Origin of the sequence: Pseudoalteromonas sp. S3431 (assembly GCF_000690035.1) — a bacterium.
In the GTDB taxonomy this organism is placed as follows: Bacteria; Pseudomonadota; Gammaproteobacteria; order Enterobacterales; family Alteromonadaceae; genus Pseudoalteromonas; species Pseudoalteromonas fuliginea.
The window spans coordinates 1-22,661 of the sequence record NZ_JJNY01000078.1; the positions used below are offsets into that span (position 1 = coordinate 1).

At 38.0% G+C, this 22,661-nt stretch carries 28 protein-coding genes; 26 read left to right on the forward strand and 2 right to left on the reverse strand.

Annotated features, from left to right (window positions below; genetic code table 11):
* The first annotated feature begins 336 nt into the window (after window positions 1-336).
* The 6 genes from dkgB (at window position 337) to DO88_RS03355 (ending at window position 3,579) form a co-directional block, all read left to right on the forward strand.
* On the forward strand, window positions 337-1,152 hold the full coding sequence (gene dkgB, locus DO88_RS03370; RefSeq protein ID WP_007378672.1) for a 2,5-didehydrogluconate reductase DkgB: 816 nt from the start codon (window positions 337-339) through the stop codon (window positions 1,150-1,152).
* A gap of 79 nt (window positions 1,153-1,231) precedes the next feature.
* Window positions 1,232-1,519, forward strand: coding sequence for a putative quinol monooxygenase (locus DO88_RS03365; protein WP_007378673.1), 288 nt, complete (start codon window positions 1,232-1,234; stop codon window positions 1,517-1,519).
* Between the two features lie 302 nt (window positions 1,520-1,821).
* Window positions 1,822-1,977: a hypothetical protein gene (locus tag DO88_RS18965; protein WP_007378674.1), complete on the forward strand. Its 156-nt coding sequence runs from the start codon at window positions 1,822-1,824 to the stop codon at window positions 1,975-1,977.
* Between the two features lie 26 nt (window positions 1,978-2,003).
* Window positions 2,004-2,162, forward strand: coding sequence for a hypothetical protein (locus tag DO88_RS18970; RefSeq protein ID WP_007378675.1), 159 nt, complete (start codon window positions 2,004-2,006; stop codon window positions 2,160-2,162).
* A 109-nt stretch (window positions 2,163-2,271) separates the two neighbouring features.
* Window positions 2,272-2,676 (forward strand): hypothetical protein, encoded by a 405-nt coding sequence (locus tag DO88_RS03360; protein ID WP_002958658.1) that lies wholly within the window; start codon window positions 2,272-2,274, stop codon window positions 2,674-2,676.
* 138 nt (window positions 2,677-2,814) lie between these two features.
* Window positions 2,815-3,579, forward strand: a complete 765-nt coding sequence (locus DO88_RS03355) for a 2-keto-4-pentenoate hydratase (RefSeq protein ID WP_033040617.1) — start codon at window positions 2,815-2,817, stop codon at window positions 3,577-3,579.
* A gap of 77 nt (window positions 3,580-3,656) precedes the next feature.
* Here DO88_RS03355 and DO88_RS03350 read toward each other — a convergent pair whose 3' ends face one another.
* Together DO88_RS03350 and DO88_RS03345 are read right to left on the reverse strand one after the other, a co-directional pair.
* Window positions 3,657-4,517 carry a delta-class carbonic anhydrase gene (locus DO88_RS03350; protein WP_084166039.1) on the reverse strand — a complete coding sequence of 287 codons (861 nt, stop codon included), beginning with the start codon at window positions 4,515-4,517 and terminating at the stop codon, window positions 3,657-3,659.
* 129 nt (window positions 4,518-4,646) lie between these two features.
* Window positions 4,647-5,300, reverse strand: a complete 654-nt coding sequence (locus DO88_RS03345; protein ID WP_033040618.1) for a DUF6058 family natural product biosynthesis protein — start codon at window positions 5,298-5,300, stop codon at window positions 4,647-4,649.
* 172 nt (window positions 5,301-5,472) lie between these two features.
* On the opposite strand from DO88_RS03345, the gene dapA reads away from it, so the two are divergent.
* The 20 genes from dapA (at window position 5,473) to DO88_RS03245 (ending at window position 22,624) form a co-directional block, all read left to right on the forward strand.
* Entirely contained in the window at window positions 5,473-6,390 is a 918-nt protein-coding gene (gene dapA / locus DO88_RS03340; protein ID WP_007378680.1) for a 4-hydroxy-tetrahydrodipicolinate synthase, read from the forward strand.
* A 116-nt stretch (window positions 6,391-6,506) separates the two neighbouring features.
* Window positions 6,507-7,220 (forward strand): beta-ketoacyl synthase chain length factor, encoded by a 714-nt coding sequence (locus DO88_RS03335; protein WP_198022414.1) that lies wholly within the window; start codon window positions 6,507-6,509, stop codon window positions 7,218-7,220.
* Window positions 7,221-7,254: 34 nt separating this feature from the next.
* Complete coding sequence (locus tag DO88_RS03330; RefSeq protein ID WP_033040640.1) at window positions 7,255-7,995, forward strand: lysophospholipid acyltransferase family protein; 741 nt, start codon at window positions 7,255-7,257, stop codon at window positions 7,993-7,995.
* Window positions 7,992-8,249, forward strand: a complete 258-nt coding sequence (locus DO88_RS03325; RefSeq protein WP_008137204.1) for a phosphopantetheine-binding protein — start codon at window positions 7,992-7,994, stop codon at window positions 8,247-8,249. The genes DO88_RS03330 and DO88_RS03325 overlap by 4 nt, the downstream gene beginning before the upstream one ends.
* Window positions 8,250-8,270: 21 nt before the next feature.
* Window positions 8,271-8,516, forward strand: a complete 246-nt coding sequence (locus tag DO88_RS03320) for an acyl carrier protein (RefSeq protein ID WP_002958648.1) — start codon at window positions 8,271-8,273, stop codon at window positions 8,514-8,516.
* Between the two features lie 4 nt (window positions 8,517-8,520).
* On the forward strand, window positions 8,521-9,087 hold the full coding sequence (locus DO88_RS03315; protein ID WP_033040621.1) for a hypothetical protein: 567 nt from the start codon (window positions 8,521-8,523) through the stop codon (window positions 9,085-9,087).
* Window positions 9,080-10,444, forward strand: a complete 1,365-nt coding sequence (locus DO88_RS03310) for an AMP-binding protein (protein WP_007378685.1) — start codon at window positions 9,080-9,082, stop codon at window positions 10,442-10,444. Before DO88_RS03315 ends, DO88_RS03310 begins: the two co-directional genes overlap by 8 nt.
* Complete coding sequence (locus DO88_RS03305) at window positions 10,428-10,793, forward strand: ApeI family dehydratase (protein ID WP_050482463.1); 366 nt, start codon at window positions 10,428-10,430, stop codon at window positions 10,791-10,793. Before DO88_RS03310 ends, DO88_RS03305 begins: the two co-directional genes overlap by 17 nt.
* The gene (locus tag DO88_RS03300; protein ID WP_033040622.1) at window positions 10,786-11,535 is read left to right on the forward strand and encodes a glycosyltransferase family 2 protein; all 750 of its coding nucleotides are present in this window, start codon (window positions 10,786-10,788) and stop codon (window positions 11,533-11,535) included. Before DO88_RS03305 ends, DO88_RS03300 begins: the two co-directional genes overlap by 8 nt.
* Window positions 11,525-12,493 (forward strand): LpxL/LpxP family acyltransferase, encoded by a 969-nt coding sequence (locus DO88_RS03295; protein ID WP_033040624.1) that lies wholly within the window; start codon window positions 11,525-11,527, stop codon window positions 12,491-12,493. Before DO88_RS03300 ends, DO88_RS03295 begins: the two co-directional genes overlap by 11 nt.
* On the forward strand, window positions 12,486-14,030 hold the full coding sequence (locus DO88_RS03290; protein WP_033040626.1) for an HAL/PAL/TAL family ammonia-lyase: 1,545 nt from the start codon (window positions 12,486-12,488) through the stop codon (window positions 14,028-14,030). Before DO88_RS03295 ends, DO88_RS03290 begins: the two co-directional genes overlap by 8 nt.
* Window positions 14,023-14,451 (forward strand): acyl-CoA thioesterase, encoded by a 429-nt coding sequence (locus DO88_RS03285; RefSeq protein WP_007378690.1) that lies wholly within the window; start codon window positions 14,023-14,025, stop codon window positions 14,449-14,451. The genes DO88_RS03290 and DO88_RS03285 overlap by 8 nt, the downstream gene beginning before the upstream one ends.
* 23 nt (window positions 14,452-14,474) lie before the next feature.
* Window positions 14,475-14,984 carry an outer membrane lipoprotein carrier protein LolA gene (locus DO88_RS03280; RefSeq protein ID WP_007378691.1) on the forward strand — a complete coding sequence of 170 codons (510 nt, stop codon included), beginning with the start codon at window positions 14,475-14,477 and terminating at the stop codon, window positions 14,982-14,984.
* Between the two features lie 46 nt (window positions 14,985-15,030).
* Window positions 15,031-17,271 carry a transporter gene (locus tag DO88_RS03275; protein WP_033040628.1) on the forward strand — a complete coding sequence of 747 codons (2,241 nt, stop codon included), beginning with the start codon at window positions 15,031-15,033 and terminating at the stop codon, window positions 17,269-17,271.
* 1 nt (window position 17,272) lies between these two features.
* Window positions 17,273-18,511, forward strand: coding sequence for an NAD(P)/FAD-dependent oxidoreductase (locus tag DO88_RS03270; protein WP_008137183.1), 1,239 nt, complete (start codon window positions 17,273-17,275; stop codon window positions 18,509-18,511).
* Window positions 18,499-19,059 (forward strand): DUF3261 domain-containing protein, encoded by a 561-nt coding sequence (locus DO88_RS03265; RefSeq protein WP_033040630.1) that lies wholly within the window; start codon window positions 18,499-18,501, stop codon window positions 19,057-19,059. Before DO88_RS03270 ends, DO88_RS03265 begins: the two co-directional genes overlap by 13 nt.
* Window positions 19,056-20,225, forward strand: coding sequence for a beta-ketoacyl-ACP synthase (locus DO88_RS03260; RefSeq protein WP_033040631.1), 1,170 nt, complete (start codon window positions 19,056-19,058; stop codon window positions 20,223-20,225). Before DO88_RS03265 ends, DO88_RS03260 begins: the two co-directional genes overlap by 4 nt.
* Window positions 20,218-20,673, forward strand: a complete 456-nt coding sequence (locus tag DO88_RS03255; protein ID WP_084166041.1) for an ApeP family dehydratase — start codon at window positions 20,218-20,220, stop codon at window positions 20,671-20,673. The genes DO88_RS03260 and DO88_RS03255 overlap by 8 nt, the downstream gene beginning before the upstream one ends.
* Complete coding sequence (fabG, locus tag DO88_RS03250) at window positions 20,670-21,395, forward strand: 3-oxoacyl-ACP reductase FabG (protein WP_007378697.1); 726 nt, start codon at window positions 20,670-20,672, stop codon at window positions 21,393-21,395. The genes DO88_RS03255 and fabG overlap by 4 nt, the downstream gene beginning before the upstream one ends.
* Window positions 21,395-22,624: a beta-ketoacyl-ACP synthase gene (locus DO88_RS03245; protein WP_008137175.1), complete on the forward strand. Its 1,230-nt coding sequence runs from the start codon at window positions 21,395-21,397 to the stop codon at window positions 22,622-22,624. The genes fabG and DO88_RS03245 overlap by 1 nt, the downstream gene beginning before the upstream one ends.
* The last annotated feature ends 37 nt before the right edge of the window (window positions 22,625-22,661 follow it).

Below are 22,661 nucleotides of genomic sequence, written 5' to 3' on the forward strand. Positions count from 1 at the left end.
ACCTAGTGGGCTAAGTAAAAATCGAGGGACAAAGAGTAAATCCACCCTAGGAAGAACCTACAGGCAGCGCGTATTTGGCATTTATGCTGCGTTATCGCCTACTTATGTGGAGCAACCACACTGCATAGGCTCTGCCTTGCCTAAATACCAAATACACTGCTGCAAATGTAATCTCTAAAGATTAACAGACCCTAACCTTGAAACTAAAATTAATGACCTCATACCTGTTATAAGGTCATAGATTTTTAAGTGACAGTCGCAATAAGAAGTAAAAGGTGTATTTCGTAAAGCTTTAAAAGAGCTTGTTTTTAACCGATTATTTTATAAGGATAAACCATGACAAAACGTGTAATAGAAATGCCAGAACTAGGTATGGGAACATTCCGCTTAGAGGGCGACACGGCCTATAACTCAGTAAAAATGGCGCTCGAAGTTGGGTTTCGCCATATTGATACCGCACAAATTTATGGCAACGAAGAGCAAGTAGGTCAAGCCATAAAAGACAGTAATATTCCGCGCAGTGAAATATTTTTAACTACCAAAGTATGGAATAACAAATTAAATAAAAGCGACTTTATTCCAAGCGTTAAAAAGTCACTTGAAAAGCTACAAGTTGATTCGGTCGACTTACTGCTAATTCATTGGCCATCGCCTGCTAACGACGAGCCAATGAGTGAATACCTCACTGAATTACTAAAAGCGAAGCAGCTTGGTTTAACTAAGCACATTGGTGTATCAAACTTCACCATTGCAAACTTAAATGAAGCAATGCAAACACTCGACTCGCGTGAAATATTTACCAATCAGGTTGAGGTTCACCCATATTTAACTAATACTAGATTGCGTGCGTTTTGTGCTCAGCACGATATACACGTAACGGCGTACATGCCATTTGTAGTAGGCAAAGTACTTAAAGATCAAACCATTATCGACATTGCTAAAAAGCACGATGCAAGTCCAGCACAAGTTGTTTTAGCATGGGTTAACGCCAGCGGTATGACGACAATTCCATCATCAACTAAGCGCAAAAATTTAGAAGATAACTTTAACGACCACGTTAAATTAGATGATGAAGACATAGCCCGCATTGATGGCCTAGACTGTGGCGACCGCCAAGCAACACCAGACTTTGCGCCGCAGTGGGATCAGTAAACTTACCTCAAACGCAAAGTTAAACTAAATATTTTAAGGTGTAGATTATCTACACCTTAACTTTTAAAAAGGAATACACATGTTAACGGTTATAGCGGCACTGTCGTGCAAAAATATTGATGCAGATGTGATGCTTACAGCACTTGAAAACTTACAAAAGTCATCGCGCCAAGAAGTAGGGTGCTTACGTTATGAACTATCGGTAAAAAGTGATGATGAACATACCGATTACGTTGTTAGCGAACAGTGGGCGTCTGACGAACACTTTGAAGCGCATAAAAACGAGCCACACTTTAAAGCGTTTGGTATGCAAGTTACTGGGCTTTTAACCAATAGTAGTATCGATGTATATAAATCAATTGGTTAAATTATTTTTATAGTGCTTATTATGGTATGTATTAAAATACTTAGCTAAATTACATGTAATAAAGTAAATACTCAAATAGGTGCTGTTAACTTACATCACCTTTTTATTTTTTCACTCTAACCTGCCTCTAAAATACTCAACTTCCCCAATATATCAATGCAACCTAATAGGACTCTTTTTATGAATTCGTAGTGTGTCGAAATCTAAGATAGTTTTGTAGTGAACGCCAAATTTTATGATAATAGAAAATCTACTTGGCCCACCTGTTTTAGTTGATAATTCATATGGTTTTGCTCTTACTAATGCAAATTGATGATTCTTCTGTTAGCTTAGCAACTGACATGAAGCTAGGTGGAAAGCACATGGCTCCCTCTTTAGTTGTTGAACTAGGCAAAGAAGCAAGTATTAATATTGATGGTAAAGAGCTTTCAGTTTTAGTAAGCAAATCAAGTAGCTAATAAGTTAAAAATTAGGAATATAATTAATGAGAAACTCAAGAAATGAGATAGTAAAATATGGAGTCTCTTTTGGTACAGCTCTAGCAATTGCTATTTCATGGAGTGCTAACGAGTCTGTGTTATGGGCAATTTTGCATGGTTTTTTATCTTGGTTTTATGTTATTTGGCATGTAATTACGCGATAAGTGCTTTCGCGTGTGCACTGATTGATTATGTTGATTGCGGCCAATGTTAATAGTTGAGCAATTACCATTTAAAACGATTAAGTTAAAAATATAAAAGGAATAATTAATAATGAAAGGTGCGGGTGGAAGCTCTGGTGGTATTGGGCATTTTTTTATTGGTTTAATTATGATGTGCGGTGGCTTTTATATGCTGCTAAACGCAATTTCGGTGACTTCTAATTTTGGACTAAGTTCTCGCATTTATAGTGTTAATGCTTTAGGTGGCTTTGGCGTTACAGGCGGCATGGTTATGATCCCGTTTATTTTTGGTGTGGGCCTAATTTTTTATAATTCTAAAAACATTTTAGGCTGGGTGCTATCGCTTGGCTCGTTAACAGCACTAATATTTGGCGTTATATCGAGTGTTCGATTTAGTATGCGAACTATGACGTCGTTTGATTTGATTGTTATTATAATTTTAGCGTTTGGTGGCTTAGGGCTTTTTTTACGTTCGCTTAAATCTATTGATACTTAAATAATTACCACGCTTTGTTTTAAATACAATTTTAATTATAGGCATTTAACATGATGTTCTAATGCTTAAGCTAATACATTAATAATGTAATCCTTCCTATTTACTGCTTAACCAGTAACGTATTTTAAAGAGATTTATGTGAACAACTCAATACAGCTAAAACTAATTGCTACTCACTTATTAGCACAAAGAGAAGAAAATCCAGCACGTTCAAACTTTCCTAAAGAGTTAGTACTAGACTCGACTGACGATGCAATAGAAGTACAAAAGTTGATGATTTACTTAAATGATCAAACTGTATATGGCTGGAAGTGTATGCTGCCTTTAGATAATGGCTCAATTATATTAGCGCCTCTTTTACATGCACCTATAAAACAAGCTGAAAATTGCCCACTGTATACAACAAACAACAAAGCGCTTATTGAACCAGAAATTGCATTTATTTTACAAAGCGATTTACCAAGTAATAATACCTATACAAATGAAGACGTGGATACTGCATTTGCCAGCGTCCACTTGGCACTTGAGCTTATTCAAAAAAGATTTGATGAAGACACTCCATGCACTCACATTGAAAAGCTGGCTGATGGTTTATCTAATCAAGGCGTGTATTTAGGCCCGAAAATAGATAAAGCCAAAGCGTATAACGCAAGTACTGTAAATATAAACGTTAAGCAAACTGAGCTGGAGTTAAATTTAGCGGGTGTGCATCCTGCAGAATTTGCGCAACTTCCACTTTATTGGGCAGTTAATTACTTATCAGCAAAGGGAATTAGCTTAAAAGCAGGGCAAGTGTTTATAACAGGTTCTTATTGTGGTGTTGTTGAGCTTAATACCAATGAGCAAACATGTATTACATATGAAGATTTAAATACATTTAATGTGACATTTTTATCCCATTAAGCGTAATACTCATTTTAACGGTCATAATAAAACAACCCACTAATTAGTGGGTTATTTTTTATTAGGCTAAATTTTAATTATTTGATTTTAGAGAGTAATGCAGGGTTTATTACGAGATTTCTTACACCGTGAGCATGATCTTCATTAAAGGTATTACTTTCACACCACTTACCTACACTGTTTATATCTACTTTTGCTACTTTTGGTTTAACTGACCATGTTACTTGGAAAGGAGAGCCTGCCTCATTGTAACCAGGGCCAGTGGTAGAGCCGGTATAAATAACTGCTTCACCAGTATTAGTAAGTGCATTCGCTGCTTGGTAATAGCCATTAACCGATGACACGTTACTTATTTCGTTAAAATCAAGCGCGTTTGCATCGTTTACTAATACGTATACTTGCGCTTCAACACGTAGTTGCGGATTTTTAATCGAATCACTCAAACAACTACCCAGTGTAGGGCCAGGTTTAACCATTGCACTGCTATGTACATTGTGAACTTCAATAGTGTCGCCGATTGAGAGTGCGCCGTGTTCGCTCGGACAAATCTTTATTTTTGTAGGTTTGCTCTCATTTTTAGTTAAAGAGCCTGAATATACATAGCCACTTTGATAGCCATGACCATCGCCATTGCCTGCATATTTACTAAACTCGCCGCCGGCGTGTTCTGCATTTTTATGAAAATGGATATTGCATAAGTTCATTTGTGATGAAGCAGGCGCATCAGAAAATATTACTGTATTCTCGCCTTTATGATTATCAATATTACGCGGAGATTGAGGGCCAAAACCTTTATTAATTGTGTTTTTAGCAAGTGCGGCGCGCTGTGTTTTTACTACGTCATCGCTTACGTTCTCGTGGTTAGCTTTAGCAAGCGTATTAAAAGAAAGAATTGTGAGTGCAGCAGAAATTAAGCTTATTTTTGTTTTCATTGTCATTGAGTCAGTGCCTTTATTAAGGTGCTTTATTGCGAATTTTCGCTCGTTTAATACGTGATAGTTACGTTAATAGATCTCATTTAATCTAAAAATAATCCTAAAATAGTAAATAATCAACTTAATATAATGTTATTTAATAGACAAATCATACTTTAAAACAAGGGCATCGATATAGCGAGTGCGCAATGTACTTTGCTTTTCATGATCGGCCCCATGACTTAATACGCGGTTTAAAAGCTTCATAGCAGGGTGTAACTGAGTACGTTCGTCCTGATCTAAACTTGCTTTACTACGCAGCTCAGTAATATCGTCAACAACTAAGCGACCAATATCAACAGCGACTATTTCGTCTATTAATCCATTTTGAGTAAGTACGCCGTATTTACTGCATAAAAACTGTTGCCACACTTGTTGTAAATGCTCGTCTATTTCGCAGCCAAATAATTCTTCGCTAAACTTGAACCCTTGCTGAGCTAGTTTTGTTAAGCTGGCGGTGTATTGTTGTGCAAAGTAATTAAAAGCATGACTCGATGACTCTATTTTTTGTTTTAGTAAGCCTTGCCCCCAATTTACACAACCTCGGGGGTAGTAATCGTCATACTCTTCGCATTCATACAAACCTGAATATGAGCTACAACTCAGCTGACTTTTAATGCAGTAGCTTGGTTTAGGGAAAACGCTGCGATCTTGCCACGCTAAAAGCATGTCTGCATCTATATTTAATGCTTGGCACAGTTCATCGGTGTTATAAAAATGAGTTGCTAAGTAGTCAGATAAACGCATAAAGCCTCTGGTATCGTTAAAAATAAAAGCACTGTTTGTATATACAGTTATTTATTTTGTATTACCAAACTCAATAACACAAGATATTTTATAATTAAATGTGGGCTTACACCTCCAAAAATACCGGCAAGTATGTTACAAATAGCGCAAGTTTTATAAATAATGAATTTTTATGCGCACCCTAGAGCAAATTAAACAAGCAAGCCTTATTACAGCTATTAAAACGCCATATTTAGCAAATGGTGAAATAGACCTAGCAAAGTACGATGAACTCGTTGCAATACAAATTGCAGCGGGCGTTGATGGCATTGTAGTCGGTGGCACAACAGGCGAAGGCCAGTTAATGAACTGGGAAGAGCATTTAATGCTTATAGCGCACAGTGCAAACAAGTATGGCGACAAACTGGTTATTGTTGGTAATACCGGTAGTAACAACACCCGTGAAGCGATTAAAGCAACTAAATATGGCTTTGCCAGCGGTATGGATGCAGCACTGCAAATTAACCCGTACTACGGACGTACGTCAATCGCGGGTGTTAAAGAGCACTTTAAGCGTGTGTTAGATATTGGCCCAGCCTTTATTTACAACGTAGCAGGGCGCACAGGTCAAGACCTAACACCTGATATTATTGAGCCACTTGCAAAGCACGAATATTTTATTGGTGTTAAAGAGTGTGGCGGCAATGAACGCATTGCCCATTATGAGCAACAAGGTATTGCATGTTGGTCGGGTAACGATGACGAAAGTCACGATGCACGCCACACACATAAAGCGCACGGTGTTATTTCGGTTACTTCTAACTTAATACCAGGGTTATTTCGCCAATTAATAGATACTAAAAATAACGAGCTAAATACTTCGTTACAACCATTAATGAACTGGTTGTTCTGTGAACCAAACCCGATTGCTATTAATACCGCGTTGATGATGACAGGTGCAGTAAATCCAGTATTTAGATTACCGTATTTACCGCTTAGCGATGAGCAACAAAAAATCGGTTTGCCATTAATAAATCAACTTAACGAAAGTGATGTAGTAGGCGGTAAGGCTGACTATATAGATATAAAAAATATTGCTCTACTTTCTTAGTAATATGAGCCAGTACTGAATGATTTTAGTTACTGGCTTTTATTTAATGATTATTTACTTTTATTGCTAATATCGGTAAAATTCTCGTCCTTATAATTAATAAAATATGTATATCTGTGAAATTTGTTGTTGAAGAACTCGCTATATGGATAAAGCCTGAACAGCGACAAATAAAAGAGAGTAATTGGTTTGATTCCTCCGTATTAAATCTTAGTTGGGTGCCTGCTATGCAGCGACGCCGCATGACTCCTTTTATTAAAATGGCGCTCTTTAGTGCCCATCAAGTAAGTGCTCAAGGTAGCTATATTAATTTACCGAGTGTTTTCTCTTCTCGCCACGGCGATTTTCACAAAACGTCTAACTTACTTGTTGATGTAGTAAATGAACAGCCTTTGTCGCCAACTGGTTTTGGGCTAAGTGTGCATAATGCGGCTTCAGGACTTTTTGGGATAATACAGGGTAATACAAGTGCTACAAATGCAATTTCGGCAGGCGCTGAAAGCTTTATTTATGCACTAGTAGATGGCGTTGTACGCCTTATTGATAGTGAACAGCAACATATATTAATAGTCCATACCGATGAAACCCTCCCTGACATTTACGTGCAGTTCGCTGATGAACAGCAAATAGCACACTCAATTAGTTTAATAATCAGAGCCCCGCAAGAAGGCGAACCTCATTTTAGTTTAAAAAAAGTATTTAATACGGGCATGGAAAAAAGCGACTTACCAATGAGTATCCAATGCGCTAAAGCTTTGTATGAGCGCAGCAATATATTACTTGTTCATAACGCGCTTGAGCACGATTGGCAGCTTACGTACCATGCTTAAAAATGCACAAAGGCTATGTGGATTGTTTTGGCGAATGATTACTACTGCATTTTGCTTTTCAGTTTTTGGAATTGGTGGTTTAGTATTAGCCTTTATTATTTTTCCCGCTCAGCGTTTATTTGAAAATAACCCAGTTAAACAAAAGCTTAAAGCTCGAAAAACAGTGCATTACTGCTTCAAATTGTTTGTTAGCTTAATGCATTTACTGGGTGCTATTCGGTTTCATGTTAACGATAAAGCACAAATTGAAAGCTTAAAAGGACAATTGATATTAGCAAACCATCCTTCTTTAATTGATGTTGTTGTTTTAATTTCGGTGATAAAAAACGCAGATTGCGTAGTAAAGGCGCATTTATTTAAAAACCCTTTTGTGCGCGGCGTTATTAAAAGCACAGGCTATATAAGTAATGATGATCCGCAAGAGTTATTACGAGAGTGCGAGCAAAGTTTACAAACGGGTAATAACTTAATTGTATTTCCTGAAGGGACACGGACAGAGCCTCACAAAAAATTAAAGTTTAAACGTGGCGCTGCAAATATTGCAATTAGATGTAATGCGCCTATCACTACTTTTTTAATTAAAATGAAACCAAACACTTTAACCAAAGGCACTCCTTGGTATAAAGTCGCGCCATATCAGGCGCATTTTACAATGAGGCTTACGAGCCAGCAGTTTAATTGTGCAACGTACGACAGCGATATGCCTGCAATGCAATCACGCCAATTGACTAAAGATTTACAACATTATTTTACACAAGAGCTAAAAAATATATGAGCGAATTAAAAGAACAAATAAAACAACTGATTATCTCAAGCCTTGACCTTGAAGACATGACCACTGCTGACATTAAAGACGATGACGCTTTATTTGTAGATGGGCTAGGGCTAGACAGCATAGATGCGTTAGAGCTTGGCCTTGCGATAAAAAAGCAATTTGATGTGAAAATAGATGCAAATTCTGAGCAAACTAAAGCGCACTTTGCCTCAGTTAATTCTTTAGCAAAATTTATTGAACAAGCACGTTCTTAATATATAAAAGTAGGAAGAAAAATGAAAACCGCTGCTGAAATTTATGATGTATTACACGGCATTTTAGAAAACGAATTTGAAATAGACCCAGAAGATATTAGCTTAGAGGCTAACCTATACCAAGATCTTGATTTAGACAGTATTGATGCAGTTGACTTAGTTGTGAAATTAAGAGAAATCACAGGTAAAAAAATTGAGCCTGATGCCTTTAAGCTTGTGCGCACAGTGCAAGATATAGTCACCGAAATAGAAAAGTTAGTTAACTAATACTATGTTAAAAGCAGTTTTAACAACGTTAATTATGATTTGCTTGGCTTGCTACCCTATTATTGTGTACGTAGGCCTTACGCGTTTTAATAGTCAGATTATTACAGTATTACTGCTATTTTTACTCGGGCTTAGACTTTGGTTAAGCAGAGCCTTATTTGATAAAATGCCGTGGTTAAAGCCCGCTACATTTTTAGCAGTCATTACTATTTTGATTTCCAAGGTAATGGATAGCGACTTAGGGCTGCGTTTGTATCCCGTAATCATTAATTTAGTTATGTTAGTTGTGTTTGCGTATTCTTTGTATAAAGGGCCTTCTATTATTGAAACCTTTGCGCGCATTACTGAGCCCTCACTTGATGAAAACGCTCTGATTTATACAAAAAAAGTAACGCTAGTGTGGTGTCTGTTTTTTGTATTAAACGGTGGTATTGCCCTGTACACCAGTATTTTTAGTAGCCTAGAAACCTGGGCTTTTTATAATGGTTTTATTGCTTACTTAGCTATGGGCACATTGTTTGCTATAGAGTGTTTAGTCAGACAAAAAGTAAAAAGGAACGCCGGTGTTTAATGCTTTTCAAAGTAATGCAATAAGAACATGTTTTAATCATACTGATAATGATATTTCTGAGCGTGAGTTTGTTAGTGATATAAATGAGGTTTTAGCAAAACTATCAACGTTAAACGCTACATCATCGGTTGTTTTATACACCACAGACGCCTACAAATTTTCCGTGTACTTATTTGCTTTGGCATTACACGGAAATACAGTGATTTTGCCGCCTAATGGGCAACCTGAAACGTTAAACTCCTTGCTTAAACAGACGCCGTTTTTTATTGGTGAGTCTGAATTAATAGCTGATTTAGCGGCTGATTTTTTAGATGTAAGCACTTTAGCCAATCAACCTCACTTTGTATTCATTGAAACAATTAATTGGCCTGAAGAAGGTACAATCGTTTTTTATACGTCGGGCTCGTCGGGTAAAGCAAAGCCAATTGTAAAAACGTGGCAGGTAATAAATAAAGAAGTAAATACATTAATTAACAGCTACGCACTGATTGATAATCCTATTTTTATAGCAAGTGTTTCGCATCAGCATATATACGGTTTACTGTTTAGGTTACTGTGGCCATTACGTGCAGGGAAAGTTGTTAATACGGAACTACTACATTACCCCGAGCATGTAGCTAAAAAGCTTAGGTTATTTAAAAAAGTAGTGTTTGTTTCAAGCCCAGCGCAGTTAAAACGGTTATGTATCGATAATGTATTAGTGAATGATAAGTCTCATTTACAATGGATATTTTCATCAGGTGGACCGCTACTAAATGAAGATGCCATTTCTTTGTTTACGCAATTAAATAAACCAGTCACACAAGTTTTTGGTAGTACCGAAACAGGTGGTATTGCATATCGACAAGTTACGTCACATGAAAAAGTTAGCCTTTGGCAGCCTTTCTCGGGTATTAAAGTACGGGCTTTGGATGATCAGCGTTTAATTTTAACCTCTCCACTTGTTCGCGACAAAAATTACCCTTTAGATGATCGAGGCGAAGTACTTAAAAATGGTCAATTTAGATTATTAGGTCGATTCGACCGAATTATAAAATTAGAAGAAAAACGATTAAGTTTAGATGAGCTAGAACTACATTTGTGTACTAGTGAGTGGGTAAGTGAAGCTAAAGTAATCGCCTTGCCTGGTGAGCGATTAATTGTAGGGGCTATTGTTGTGCTTACGCATAAAGGGCAGATGCTCTTTAATGGTGACGGTAAGCTAGCTACAAATAATTTATTAAAAGCGCATGCATTAGCGCGCTTTGAGCGAATTTGTATCCCTAAAAAGTGGCGTTTTGTAGAGCAATTACCATACAACTCACAGGCAAAGTTAAATTTAAAAGCATTGGAGAGTCTTTTTGCAAAAGTTGACTAAAACACAGCCTGATTTACTGTCTTGTGAAAAAGCAGAGCAAAAGTATAAATTAAGCTTACTAGTTCCTCATGATTTAGATTATTTCAAAGGACACTTTACGGATGGCCCAATACTCGCAGGTGTTGTGCAATTAGACTGGGCTGTGGCTGCAATTTGTAAATATTATAAGGTTCAGCAACCTGTTAAAAATGTTGAAGTATTAAAGTTTCAGGTAGTGATTACCCCAGGTATAACAATCGAATTATTGCTTGAGCAAAAAGCAGATAATAAATACACTTTTTCGTATAATTCAAATAAAGGACAGCATGCATCTGGCCGTGTTGTTTTTGATAGCCTAATAAATGAATAACTTTTGTATTGTTATCCCAAATTATAATCATATTACGGTTATTGATGATGTACTGAGCCAATTATCGTCATTTAATCTTCCTATTATTATGGTTGATGACGCAAGCAACGCCGAAGCTAAAAATGTATTCAGTAACCTTGATGCAAAATACGCGCAGTTGAGTGTAGTTACCCACGACGATAATCAGGGCAAAGGCGGCGCGGTACAAACAGGCTTAAAGCAGGCACATAAGCTAGGTTTTTCACATGCGATACAGGTTGATGCAGATGGTCAGCATGATTTAGCTGACATTAAAAAACTAATAGCACTTTCAAATGCTCAGCCTAAAGCGCTTATAAGTTGTTGCCCAATATATGATGACTCAGTGCCTAAACACCGTTATTTAGCACGTTATTTAACGCATGTGTGGGTATGGATTGAAACGTTAAGTTTTACAATTGTAGATTCGATGTGTGGCTTTAGAGTGTATCCACTTGAGCAAAGTACAAAGCTAATTGATGAGGTGTCGCTTGGAAAGCGCATGGATTTTGACCCTGAAATTTTAGTGCGTTTATATTGGCGCAATGTGCCTTTTGTATTTTTACCTAGCCAAGTAATTTACCCTGAAAATGGGCTTTCTCATTTTCAACCATTGCACGATAATGCGCGTATTTCGTGGTTACACACTCGTTTGTTTTTTGGCATGTTGATTCGCTCTCCTGTGTTAATTTGTCATAAATTAAAGAGGCGTTATGGCCGCTAAACATTGGTCTAAAATGCAGGAACGCGGTAATTTTTTAGGTATTCAAATACTGTTATTTGCCCATAAATTACTGGGTAGAAAAGGACTGTGGATTGTTTTGTTTCCTGTGGTTTTTTATCTTTTCTTAACAGGAAAAGTAGCACGTAAAGCATCTAAAGCGTTTTTAGCGCAGGTTAATGTTTATCAAGGCTGCAAACAACCTGTTACGTTTAAAATGCAATTAACACACTTTTGCAGTTTTGCAGATAGCGCATTAGATAAAATTGATGCTTGGCTTGGGCGAATAACCCAACGTGATATTAAGTACACTAATGAGCATTTATTTGCTGAGTTAGATGAGCAAAACCAAGGGGCTATTTTTATAGGTTCTCACTTGGGTAATTTAGAAGTATGCAGGGCACTTAGCCAACACCGCAGCAGTAAAAAAATAAATGTATTGGTGTTTACTCATCACGCTGTTGAATTTAATAAAATGCTTAAAAAGATTAACCCAGATGTGTCGGTTAATTTAATACAAGTGACTGATATGGGCCCTGACTTAGCTATTTTATTAAAAGAAAAAGTAGAGCTGGGGGAAGTAATCGTTATTGTTGGTGACAGAACAAGCACAACAACGGCTTCTCGGTCGGTACAGGTACCATTTTTAGGAAAAAACGCCCCATTTTCACAGGGGCCTTTTATATTAGCCGCGCTGCTTGATTGCCCTGTTTACTTTTTGTTTTGTTTGAAAGATAAAAAAAGCAAAAAGTATCAAGTGATATTTGAGCATTACAGCCAATCATTAAAAATGCCTCGACGAGAGCGACAGCAGGCGCTAACACTTATTATTACTGACTATGCAGAGCGTTTGAGTTATTACGCAGCTTTATATCCTTATCAGTGGTTTAATTTTTACGATTTTTGGAAAAGTGATCAGCAGGTAGTGCGCGATCAATCAATGGAGAGCAAGTGTGACTGAACAAAATATACAGCTTTTTGGCAATCAGCGATTATCAATTGAAGATATTGTTCGAGTTGCCTTTAATCAAACACAAGTGCAATTAAATAGCTGTGAAACTTTTAGCGTTAAAATTAATAGCGCTTTGTGTTTTTTAGACACACTTTTAAAAGAAGATGGCGTAATTTACGGCGTTACAACTGGTTACGGTGATTCTGTAACGGTGGCAGTACCCCTTGATTTAGTTGATGAATTACCTCTGCATTTAACTCGCTTTCACGGCTGTGGACTGGGGGATGTATTTAATAAAGTTCAAGGGCGTGCAATTTTAGCGACGCGTTTAACATCACTTTCACAAGGCTATTCTGGTATTAGCTGGGAAATGCTGCACCTACTTAAAGATTATTTAAATAACGATATAGTGCCTGTGATCCCACAAGAAGGGTCAGTAGGTGCCAGCGGTGATTTAACACCGTTATCTTACGTTGCAGGTGCGATGGTAGGCGAGCGTGATGTGTTTTACAAAGACCAAGTACGTAACAGTGCTGAAGTTATGAAAGAAGTTGGCTTAGAGCCACTAACACTAAGGCCAAAAGAAGGTCTTGCCGTTATGAATGGCACAGCGGTAATGACTGCATTAGCGTGTTTAGCATTTGATAGGGCTAATTACTTGGCTAAATTGGCGAGCCGTATTACTGCATTAGCAAGCTTAGCACTTAAAGGAAATAGCCATCATTTTGATGAAATATTATTTTCAGTAAAGCCGCACCCAGGGCAGCAACAAATTGCGCGTTGGATAAGAGAAGATTTAAACCATCACGATCACCCTCGTAATGCAGACAGACTTCAAGATAGGTATTCAATCCGTTGTGCACCCCATGTTATTGGTGTGCTGCAAGACAGTCTGCCGTTTTTTAGGCACATGATAGAAAACGAGCTTAACTCAGCAAACGATAACCCAATAATTGACGGCCAAGGTGAGCATGTATTGCACGGCGGGCATTTTTACGGTGGCCACATTGCAATGGCAATGGATAGCATGAAAACAGCCGTTGCAAACCTTGCTGATTTAGCAGACAGACAAATTGCTTCTTTGGTTGATACTAAGTACAACAACGGCCTACCTTCAAACTTGTCTGATAGTGCACCAGAGCGCCGTTATATTAATCATGGTTTTAAAGCGGTTCAAATTGGCTGTAGTGCTTACACTGCTGAAGCATTGAAATTAACCATGCCGGCCAGCGTTTTTTCTCGCTCTACAGAGTGCCATAATCAAGATAAAGTGAGTATGGGGACTATTGCGTCACGCGATTGTTTACGTATTTTACAGCTAACAGAACAAGTGTTAGCAAGTACGTTATTAGCCAGTATTCAAGGTGTTAGATTACGTATTAAGCAAGGCGATCTTGAGTTTTCGACTTTAACGCAAGATATGCAAAACATGTATACCGATATAACTGATTACTTTGAAAACCTCACAGAGGATAGACCAATGGAAGCCGTGCTAAGGCAAACAATAGGGTATATTCAAACTAAACGTTGGGCGTTGTATGAATAGTAAAGGTGCATTATTAACGCACGTGGTAGAAATTGAAATTCCATTTCATGACTGCGACCCAATGAATGTTGTATGGCATGGTAATTACCCACGTTATTTAGAAGTAGCGCGCTGTGAGTTACTGCGTTTATTTGATTACGATTACCCACAAATGCATGAGTCGGGCTACGCGTGGCCTATTGTTGATATGCAAATAAAGTATATTGCCTCAGCGGTATTTACTCAAAAAATTAAAGTAGCGGCTTATTTAAAAGAATTCGAGAATCGACTACGGATTGACTACGTAATCACTGACTCGCTAACTAATAAGCGCCTTACTAAAGCCTCAACCACGCAAGTTGCGGTTGAGATTAGCTCCAAAGAAATGCAATTTGAATCACCCGCTATTTTATTTAATAAGTTAAAAGCAGTTTTGAATTAAATTTTTATTTTATAGGCGATTAAATGAATTTTTTAAAATGTTTTACATTGAGCATTGCCATTAGCTTTTTGCTGTTTTGCTCTGTAGTAAATGCAGCAGCTATTAAAGGTGAGTTTAAGCAATATAAGCAATTTAATGGATTTGCTAAGCCTTTTATTTCGTCGGGTGTTTTTTCGTTAATTGACGAAAAACTAATTTGGCAAGTGAAAATGCCTGTTGAGAGTATGCTCATAATAGAAAACGGCAAAGTGCTTGCACAAAATGCCAATGGTGAGTTAATACCACAACCCGGTAGCGAGCAATTTGTAGGATTACTGAGTGACTTACTTAGCGTAAATATGAGTGCACTGGAAACACGTTTTGACATTGTTAAAATGCAAGACGGTTGCACACAGTTAACACCAAAAGAAGCGATGCTACAGCAATTATTTAGTGATTTTATTTTATGTAATACTGCTAAGCAAGTGAGCAGTATTACACTAAATGAGCACTCAGGAAATAACACAAAAATTGAGTTTACTTATCCCAAATAAAATTATGCTTTTAAATAATGCAGTGGTTAATTAAGGGAATAGTGCAGTGACAAAACGAATTACCGTTATTGTAGGGTGGTTTAGCAGTTTAATTTTACTTTTTGCTGCAGCTTTTTGGCTGTCTAAACCAACGTTTAGCGCCGATATGTTTAGCTTGTTGCCAAAGTCACACTCTCAAATTGCCTATGCGGAAGATGTTTTTTTTCAACAAAATGCTAACCGTGTTATGTTCTCGTTTGCAGGAAATAATAAAAATAAAGCATTTGATGATTTCCAAAAATGGCTCGACGATAATGCAATTAAAAGCACATTTAACTTTCCGTCCGTTAACGATTTAGCGCAAACATTCTCACCTTTCAAACATGCGTTATTAAGTGATACTTACAAACAAACATTAAGCAACAAAACAACGTTTGAACATTATTACCTTGCGCAATTAAATCAGTTAGGCAACCCATTTGTAAGTGCTACCTTAAGCAAAGATACAAGTTTGAGCTTAGCGGCATTTATAGAAGATAACTTAAAACAAAGCCAATTGTTTACGCTTGAACAAGGCCGTTTAACTCGACGTTTAAAAGGCGTTGAATACCGTATCATTTTGGCAAACTTAGCGCCTGAAAATTTAGGGGTTAATAAATCAATTGATTTAGCTGACGCGATAATTAAACAGATCAATATACTTAATAAAACCTACCCTGATTTAAGCATTACATACTCCGGTGTGCTATTTCATACGGCTGAAAATGCTAAACAAGCTAAATACGAGATGAGCTTGTTTGGTGGCATTAGCTTATTAGCCCTTATTGTTATGGTATTTTGGGTATTTAGGCGTTTAAACAGTATTTTATTAGCAAGCTTTACCGTACTGAGCGCACTTACTGGTGGCGCTATCGCTATGGTGTTGCTATTTAATACTATTCATTTATTAACGCTTGTTTTTGCAGTTACCTTGATTGGTATTGCCATTGATTATGCATTTCATGGCATGACTGATTTAGCCAAAAAAGAGCATGAAAAAGGCTACAGCAAAGGGACACAATCTGCGCTTTTACTGTCTCTTATTACGACTACTCTGGGTTATTGCTGCTTACTCGGTGCGCCACTGACGTTATTGTCTCAAGTTGGGGTGTTTGTTATTGCCGGTTTGGTGAGTGCATGGCTATTTACCGTGTTAGTTTTGCCATTGTGGCAATCTACGCTCACGTTATCGCCTTCGAGTTTATTAATGAGTAAAAAACTCATCAATGTTTTTGAATATTGTAACCACCTAAAAACACCAATACTTATTACATTACTGGCCTTTATCAGTGCGTTATTTTTAATTAAACCAATTAGCTTTAATGATGATGTAAAGCTATTAAATGCAAGCTCCGATCACTTAATGCTAAACGAAAAAAAGCATTTGTTATTACTTGGACAATGGAACAGCCAAATTGTTTTTATGTTTGCAAATAGCGACGAAGCGCTTTTACAAAAACAAGAACAATTTTTAAAACGCTTAACCCAACTAAACCCAAATTTTAAACATAATAGCATTAGCCATTGGTTGCCTAGTTTACAAAGACAGGGCGATAATCAGGCTGTGTTTGAACAGGCTAAAAACAAAGGGACTTTGGATATTGCAGAGCGCATTACAGGGCAAGCACTAGAAAGCACAAAATCACCGTTAATCACTTATGAAACACTCGTCGCGAGTACATTTAAACCGTTACTACTTTCTCAAATGGTTGTTGAGCCAAGTCAATCGATAACATGGATGTCTATTTCGGGTATTTCATCTGATCAATTAATTAATGAAGTTGAAAAAAGCAAAGGTGTTTATATTTATAACAAACCTCAACAAATTAGTGCTTTATTAAGTGACTACCGCGAATATTTGCTATTAAGCTTGGTGCTCGCGGGTCTGATCAGCTGGCTGCTATTTAGCTGGCGGTTTACGATTAAGATAGCGCTTCTGCAAGTAACCATTTTATCTGTTGTGGTGTTGAGCATGCTCTGGATATGTAACGTAATTCAAGGTAGCTTGTCGTTATTTAATTTGCTCGGTGCATTACTTGTTATTGCTTTAGCAATTGATTACCTCGTTTTTTATCAAATAAATAAGTTAGAGCCCAAAAATGTACTGGCGATTAGTTTATCTGCAGCGTCATCAATGTGGGTATTTGGCATGCTGAGTGCCTCTGAAACCCCTGCTATTTTTAGCTTTGGGCTGAGTGTAATGGTCGGGATCTTAGCTATTTATTTTTTATCACCGCTAAGTGTTTTAAAGCCTCAAAAGGAACAATAAATTGAATAACCTTGAGCAGTACGATGTTGTTGTTATTGGCGCGGGTCCATCAGGCGCTCTGGCTAGTAGCCTGTTAGTTCAAAAAGGTTGGCGGGTACTTGTACTTGAGCAACAGGTGTTTCCGCGTTTTTCAATTGGTGAAAGCTTATTACCGCAATGCATGGCCTACTTAGAAGAGGCAGCTTTAATTGATTCAGTACATGACAATGCAGCGTCTTTAGGTTTTCAATTTAAAGATGGTGCTGCTTTTCATCGGGCGGGGCAAAATACAACTATAAACTTCACCGAAAAATTTACTCAAGGCCCAGGCACTACGTACCAAGTAAAAAGAGCCGACTTTGACAAGTTATTAGCAGACAAAGCACAAGACCAAGGCGTAGAAATTCGATATCAACACACTGTAGTCGATTATAATGACGAATTAAATGGTGCGTCGTTACTTGTGCACAACGAGCAGCAGCAAGCTTACCGCGTTAATGCTCGGTTTGTATTGGACGCAAGTGGCTTTGGGCGTGTATTACCAAAATTGTTAGATTTAGAGCTTCCCTCTCACTTTCCTGTACGCAGCGCTTACTTTAGCCACTTTAAAGACAATATTAGTGATAAAAACTTCGATCGCAATAAAATTTTGATTACCGTACATCCTCAATATTCTGATGTGTGGTATTGGCTTATTCCCTTTAGTGATGGTACTGCGAGTATTGGGGTTGTGGCGCAGTCGGAGCGTTTTAATAACGACGAATCTAGCGATGTGCTAAATCAATTTATAGAGCAAGACCCTTATTTAAAAACACTGTTGGCACAACGTCAGTTATTAACTCCTGCAAGGAATATTAAAGGTTACTCGGCAAATGTGAGTAAGTTATATGGTAAGCACTTTGCTTTATTGGGTAATGCGGGGGAGTTTTTAGACCCTGTATTTTCATCAGGTGTAACAATTGCACTTAAATCAGCAAATTTAATTGCCCCACTTGTTGATCGCTATTTAAAAGATGAGAACGTTGATTTTGACACCCATTACGCACAGCCATTACAAGCTGGAGTCGATTGTTTTAGAACATTTGTAACAGGGTGGTACGATACGCGTTTTCAGGATGTAATATTTTACTCTGAACAAAATACCCAAGTACGAGAAATGATCAGTGCTATTTTAGCGGGCTATGCATGGGATACTAATAATCCATTTGTTGCGCAAAGTGAACGTCGTTTAAATGTGTTGGCTCAGTTATGTCAAAATTAATTAAGTATGCGGTGGGTATTGTATTTATATTTGCTGTATTGAGTGCATGTACGAGTTTAACAGCATCTAAAAATAAAGTGTATCTATCGCCTAATATCCAATTAAATATTAATAGCGTCCCAACACAAATGTTTGGTCAGTCTTGGCAGCATGTTTTGTATATTACGAATCAGCAAAACACACACACTGTATTTGCTCAATTAGCTATAAATGGCAAAGGTGCAATTAAGTTATTGTTAATGACAGTGCAAGGCTTTCCAATTATGGAGCTAGAAAAACCTTTAAATGGCCCAGTAAAAACAAGAAAGATGTTGGCGGTAGAAGGGATAGACCCTCACTATATTTTGGCGGATATTGCATTAGTACATTGGCCAGTAGCATTTTTACAAAAGCAGTTAGAGGGTGCTTTAATAGAGCAGGTTGGCTCTAATCGGGAGGTATTTAACGATGAGGGTACATTTATCACCATTGACTATAGTGATGAGTCGACAACGTTGAACAATATTTTACATCAGTATCAAATAACATTTAAAAAGGTAGAACAGTGACATATTGGCTGAATGATTTAGGCATTGTGAGTGCGATGGGCATAGGCCAAGATGCAACCACAACTAGCTTAAATAAATATAACCCTGCAACTCCTTTATTAACTTTAAATAAAAGTCTAAGTGCTGAGCAAGCCCCGCTGTATGTAGGGCAAGTTCAATCTATTGCTTTATCAAATAATAAACGTATCAATACATTTATTGATCTAGCTTTAGAACAGATTAAGCCAACCTTAGATAAACTTTCGCATATTGATAGGTCGCGTATTGCAATTGTAATGGGTACTAGTACATCAGGTATTCATGATGGTGAAAGAGCGCGTAAAAGCTATGAAAGTACAAAGCTCTGGCCTGATGACTTTAGTTACAGTGATCAAGAGTTAGCTACACCCGCTCATTACATTGCATATAAAATAGGTGCATTAGGGCCTTGTTACAGTATTTCCACAGCGTGTACCTCAAGTGCAAAAGCGCTAATTAGTGCGCGTGCGTTGTTAAATGCTGATTTAGCTGATGTAGTAATTTGTGGTGGTGCAGATAGTTTGTGTCAATTAACAATCAATGGCTTTGATTCGCTAGCCTCTTTAAGCTCAGGTTTATGTCAGCCTTTTTCTAGCAATAGAGACGGCATTAATATTGGTGAGGGGGCAGCTTTATTTGTAATGACTAAAAATACACCAATAACAAATAACGGCAATATGCTAGTAGGCAGTGGGGAAAGTTCTGATGCTCATCATATGTCTGCACCTGATCCTAATGGAATGGGTGCTCAAGAATCAATGGAAAAAGCATTAAAAAGTGCAAAGTTATCCTCTGGTGATATTGACTATATTAATGCCCATGGTACGGCCACCTTCAAAAATGACGAAATGGAAGCACTTGCAATTAATCGCGTGTTTGGCAACAATACCCCGCTTAGCTCAAGTAAGCATTTAACAGGACATACTTTAGGTGCTGCAGGCGCCATTGAAGCCGGTATATGTTGGTTATTATTAAAAGACAGCGGCCAACATATACTGCCATATAACGCAATTAAAGAAGACGGTGATTTGGCTGATATAAAAATAATAAAACAAGCGTTTAAGCCCGCTCTTAAATACTGCTTATCTAATTCATTTGCATTTGGCGGTAATAATGCCAGCTTAATATTGGGAGTTAATGTTGACTAATTACCCTATTGAGAAAGTGGTCCCGCACGACGCGCCTATGATTTTAATCGACAGCCTTTTAGCGTATAGCGAAGATGAAGCACAATGCATTATTACTATCACTGAGCAAAGCCCTTTTTTTAGTCCTGCGATTAATGGTGTACCTAGCTATATTGGCGTTGAGTATATGGCGCAGTCTATTGCCGCTTACGCTGGCGCGTTGGCGAATGATGAAAATAAACCTGTAAAAATTGGTTTTTTAATTGGTACGCGAAAATATCAAACTTATCTACCGTGTTTTAAAAACGGCAGTAAGCTGACTATTGAAGTGAAAAAGCTATATCAAGAAGAATCAGGTTTGAGTGTATTTGAATGCCAAATACTCTTGTGTGAAACCTTACTTTGCCAAGCAAAAATTAATGTATTTCAGCCTGAAAATCCGCTGGAATTTATAAGAGAAAATCAATGATAAAAAGAATTTTAGTTACAGGTTCAAGCCGTGGTATTGGTAAAGCTATTGCGTTAAAACTTGCTGAGCAAGGGTTTGATATTGCAGTGCATTGCAGATCGGGTGTTGAGCAGGCTCAAGCAACATGCGATGAAATTAATAACTTAGGTAGAACGACCAGCTTACTGCAATTTGATGTATGCGATAGAGAGCTGGCAAAGGCACAAATAGAGCAAGATATAGCTCAGCATGGCGCTTATTATGGCGTGGTATGTAATGCAGGTATTACTAACGATATGGCATTTCCGGCCATGCAAGGGGAAGATTGGGATTGTGTTATACGCACAGGCCTTGATGGGTTTTATAATGTAGTACACCCAACTGTAATGCCTATGGTACAAAGCCGCAAAGGTGGGCGTATAATTACAATGTCGTCGGTATCAGGTATTGCAGGTAACCGAGGGCAGGTAAATTATAGTGCAGCAAAAGCCGGTATTATTGGGGCCACTAAAGCACTTGCATTAGAATTGGCAAAACGCAAAATTACAGTTAATTGTGTAGCACCTGGTTTGATAGAAACGGCGATGACTGACGAATTACCTATTGATGAAATGATGAAAATGATCCCCCTCAAGCGCATGGGGAGCGTTAAAGAAGTTGCAGGAACAGTCGCTTTTTTAATGTCTGATGACGCAGCATATATTACACGCCAAGTAATTTCTGTTAATGGTGGCATGGTTTGATGAAACGCGTTGTCGTAACCGGTATGTCAGTGGTCACTGCATTGGGTGATGATTGGTCTGAATTTAAACAAGCCTTAATTAAAGGTGAAAATGCAGTTGTTACTATGCCAGAGTGGGATATGGCCGACGAACTCAATACTCGTCTAGCAGCACCAGTTAACCACTTTGAGCGACCAAGTCACTATAAGCGCAAACAAGTACGTTCAATGGGGCGAGTGTCACTTATGTCAACTCGCGCTACTGAGTGTGCACTTGAACAAGCAAAGCTACTTGAACACGAAAGCCTAACAGATGGCTCTACGGGCATCGCATATGGCTCATCAACGGGTTCTACTGCGCCTTTACTCGCCTTTGCAAATATGATGGAAACGGGTTCGATGTCGGGTGTAACAGCAACCAGTTACATTAAAATGATGGCGCATACCGCCCCTGTAAATGTTGGTGTATTCTTTGGTTTAAAAGGGCGCGTTATAACAACAAGCTCAGCGTGTACATCGGGCTCTCAAGGTATAGGCTATGCCTATGAGGCAATTAAGTTTGGCCGACAAAAAATAATGGTTGCTGGTGGTGCAGAGGAGTTGTGTATCACAGAGGCTGCAGTATTTGATACCCTTTACGCGACATCTACAAAAAATGAAACACCAAAAAAAACACCTCGTCCTTTTGATGCAAATCGTGATGGCTTAGTGATAGGCGAAGGCGCGGGTACACTTATTTTAGAAGAATACGAGCATGCCAAAGCACGCGGGGCGACAATATTAGCAGAGGTGGTTGGCTTTGGTTGCAATTCTGACGGTGAACATGTTACTCAACCTACATCAAAAACAATGCAACTAGCGATTGAAATGGCACTGCAAGATGCCAATCTAAAACCAGAAGAAATTGGTTACGTAAATGCGCATGGTACATCGACAGACAGAGGCGATATTGCCGAATCTCATGCAACGTTTAACGCACTTGGCAATAAACCTATTAGCTCGTTAAAAAGTTATTTGGGACATACTTTAGGTGCTTGTGGTGCAATAGAAGCTTGGGCAAGCATTAATATGATGGCTGATAACTGGTTTGCACCAACAATTAATTTAGACAACGTTGATGACGAATGTGCTCTGCTTGATTACATAACACACCAAGGTCGTGAGATTAATACCGATTACGTAATGAGTAATAATTTTGCGTTTGGTGGTATTAACACCTCTTTAATATTTAAGCGCTATAAAGCAGATTAAACGCGTTAAAATAGAAGTAATGACTAACTGTTGACTC

Coding starts and splice junctions, on each gene's coding strand:
- DO88_RS03350 (WP_084166039.1), bottom strand. CDS start 4,517: ATGACAATGAAAACAAAAATAAGCTTAATTTCTGCTGCACTCACAATT.
- DO88_RS03330 (WP_033040640.1), top strand. CDS start 7,255: ATGATTACTACTGCATTTTGCTTTTCAGTTTTTGGAATTGGTGGTTTA.
- DO88_RS03315 (WP_033040621.1), top strand. CDS start 8,521: ATGTTAAAAGCAGTTTTAACAACGTTAATTATGATTTGCTTGGCTTGC.
- dkgB (WP_007378672.1), top strand. CDS start 337: ATGACAAAACGTGTAATAGAAATGCCAGAACTAGGTATGGGAACATTC.
- DO88_RS18965 (WP_007378674.1), top strand. CDS start 1,822: ATGCAAATTGATGATTCTTCTGTTAGCTTAGCAACTGACATGAAGCTA.
- DO88_RS03245 (WP_008137175.1), top strand. CDS start 21,395: ATGAAACGCGTTGTCGTAACCGGTATGTCAGTGGTCACTGCATTGGGT.
- dapA (WP_007378680.1), top strand. CDS start 5,473: ATGCGCACCCTAGAGCAAATTAAACAAGCAAGCCTTATTACAGCTATT.
- DO88_RS03365 (WP_007378673.1), top strand. CDS start 1,232: ATGTTAACGGTTATAGCGGCACTGTCGTGCAAAAATATTGATGCAGAT.
- DO88_RS03295 (WP_033040624.1), top strand. CDS start 11,525: ATGGCCGCTAAACATTGGTCTAAAATGCAGGAACGCGGTAATTTTTTA.
- DO88_RS03345 (WP_033040618.1), bottom strand. CDS start 5,300: ATGCGTTTATCTGACTACTTAGCAACTCATTTTTATAACACCGATGAA.
- DO88_RS03280 (WP_007378691.1), top strand. CDS start 14,475: ATGAATTTTTTAAAATGTTTTACATTGAGCATTGCCATTAGCTTTTTG.
- DO88_RS18970 (WP_007378675.1), top strand. CDS start 2,004: ATGAGAAACTCAAGAAATGAGATAGTAAAATATGGAGTCTCTTTTGGT.
- fabG (WP_007378697.1), top strand. CDS start 20,670: ATGATAAAAAGAATTTTAGTTACAGGTTCAAGCCGTGGTATTGGTAAA.
- DO88_RS03300 (WP_033040622.1), top strand. CDS start 10,786: ATGAATAACTTTTGTATTGTTATCCCAAATTATAATCATATTACGGTT.
- DO88_RS03265 (WP_033040630.1), top strand. CDS start 18,499: ATGTCAAAATTAATTAAGTATGCGGTGGGTATTGTATTTATATTTGCT.
- DO88_RS03285 (WP_007378690.1), top strand. CDS start 14,023: ATGAATAGTAAAGGTGCATTATTAACGCACGTGGTAGAAATTGAAATT.
- DO88_RS03320 (WP_002958648.1), top strand. CDS start 8,271: ATGAAAACCGCTGCTGAAATTTATGATGTATTACACGGCATTTTAGAA.
- DO88_RS03360 (WP_002958658.1), top strand. CDS start 2,272: ATGAAAGGTGCGGGTGGAAGCTCTGGTGGTATTGGGCATTTTTTTATT.
- DO88_RS03325 (WP_008137204.1), top strand. CDS start 7,992: ATGAGCGAATTAAAAGAACAAATAAAACAACTGATTATCTCAAGCCTT.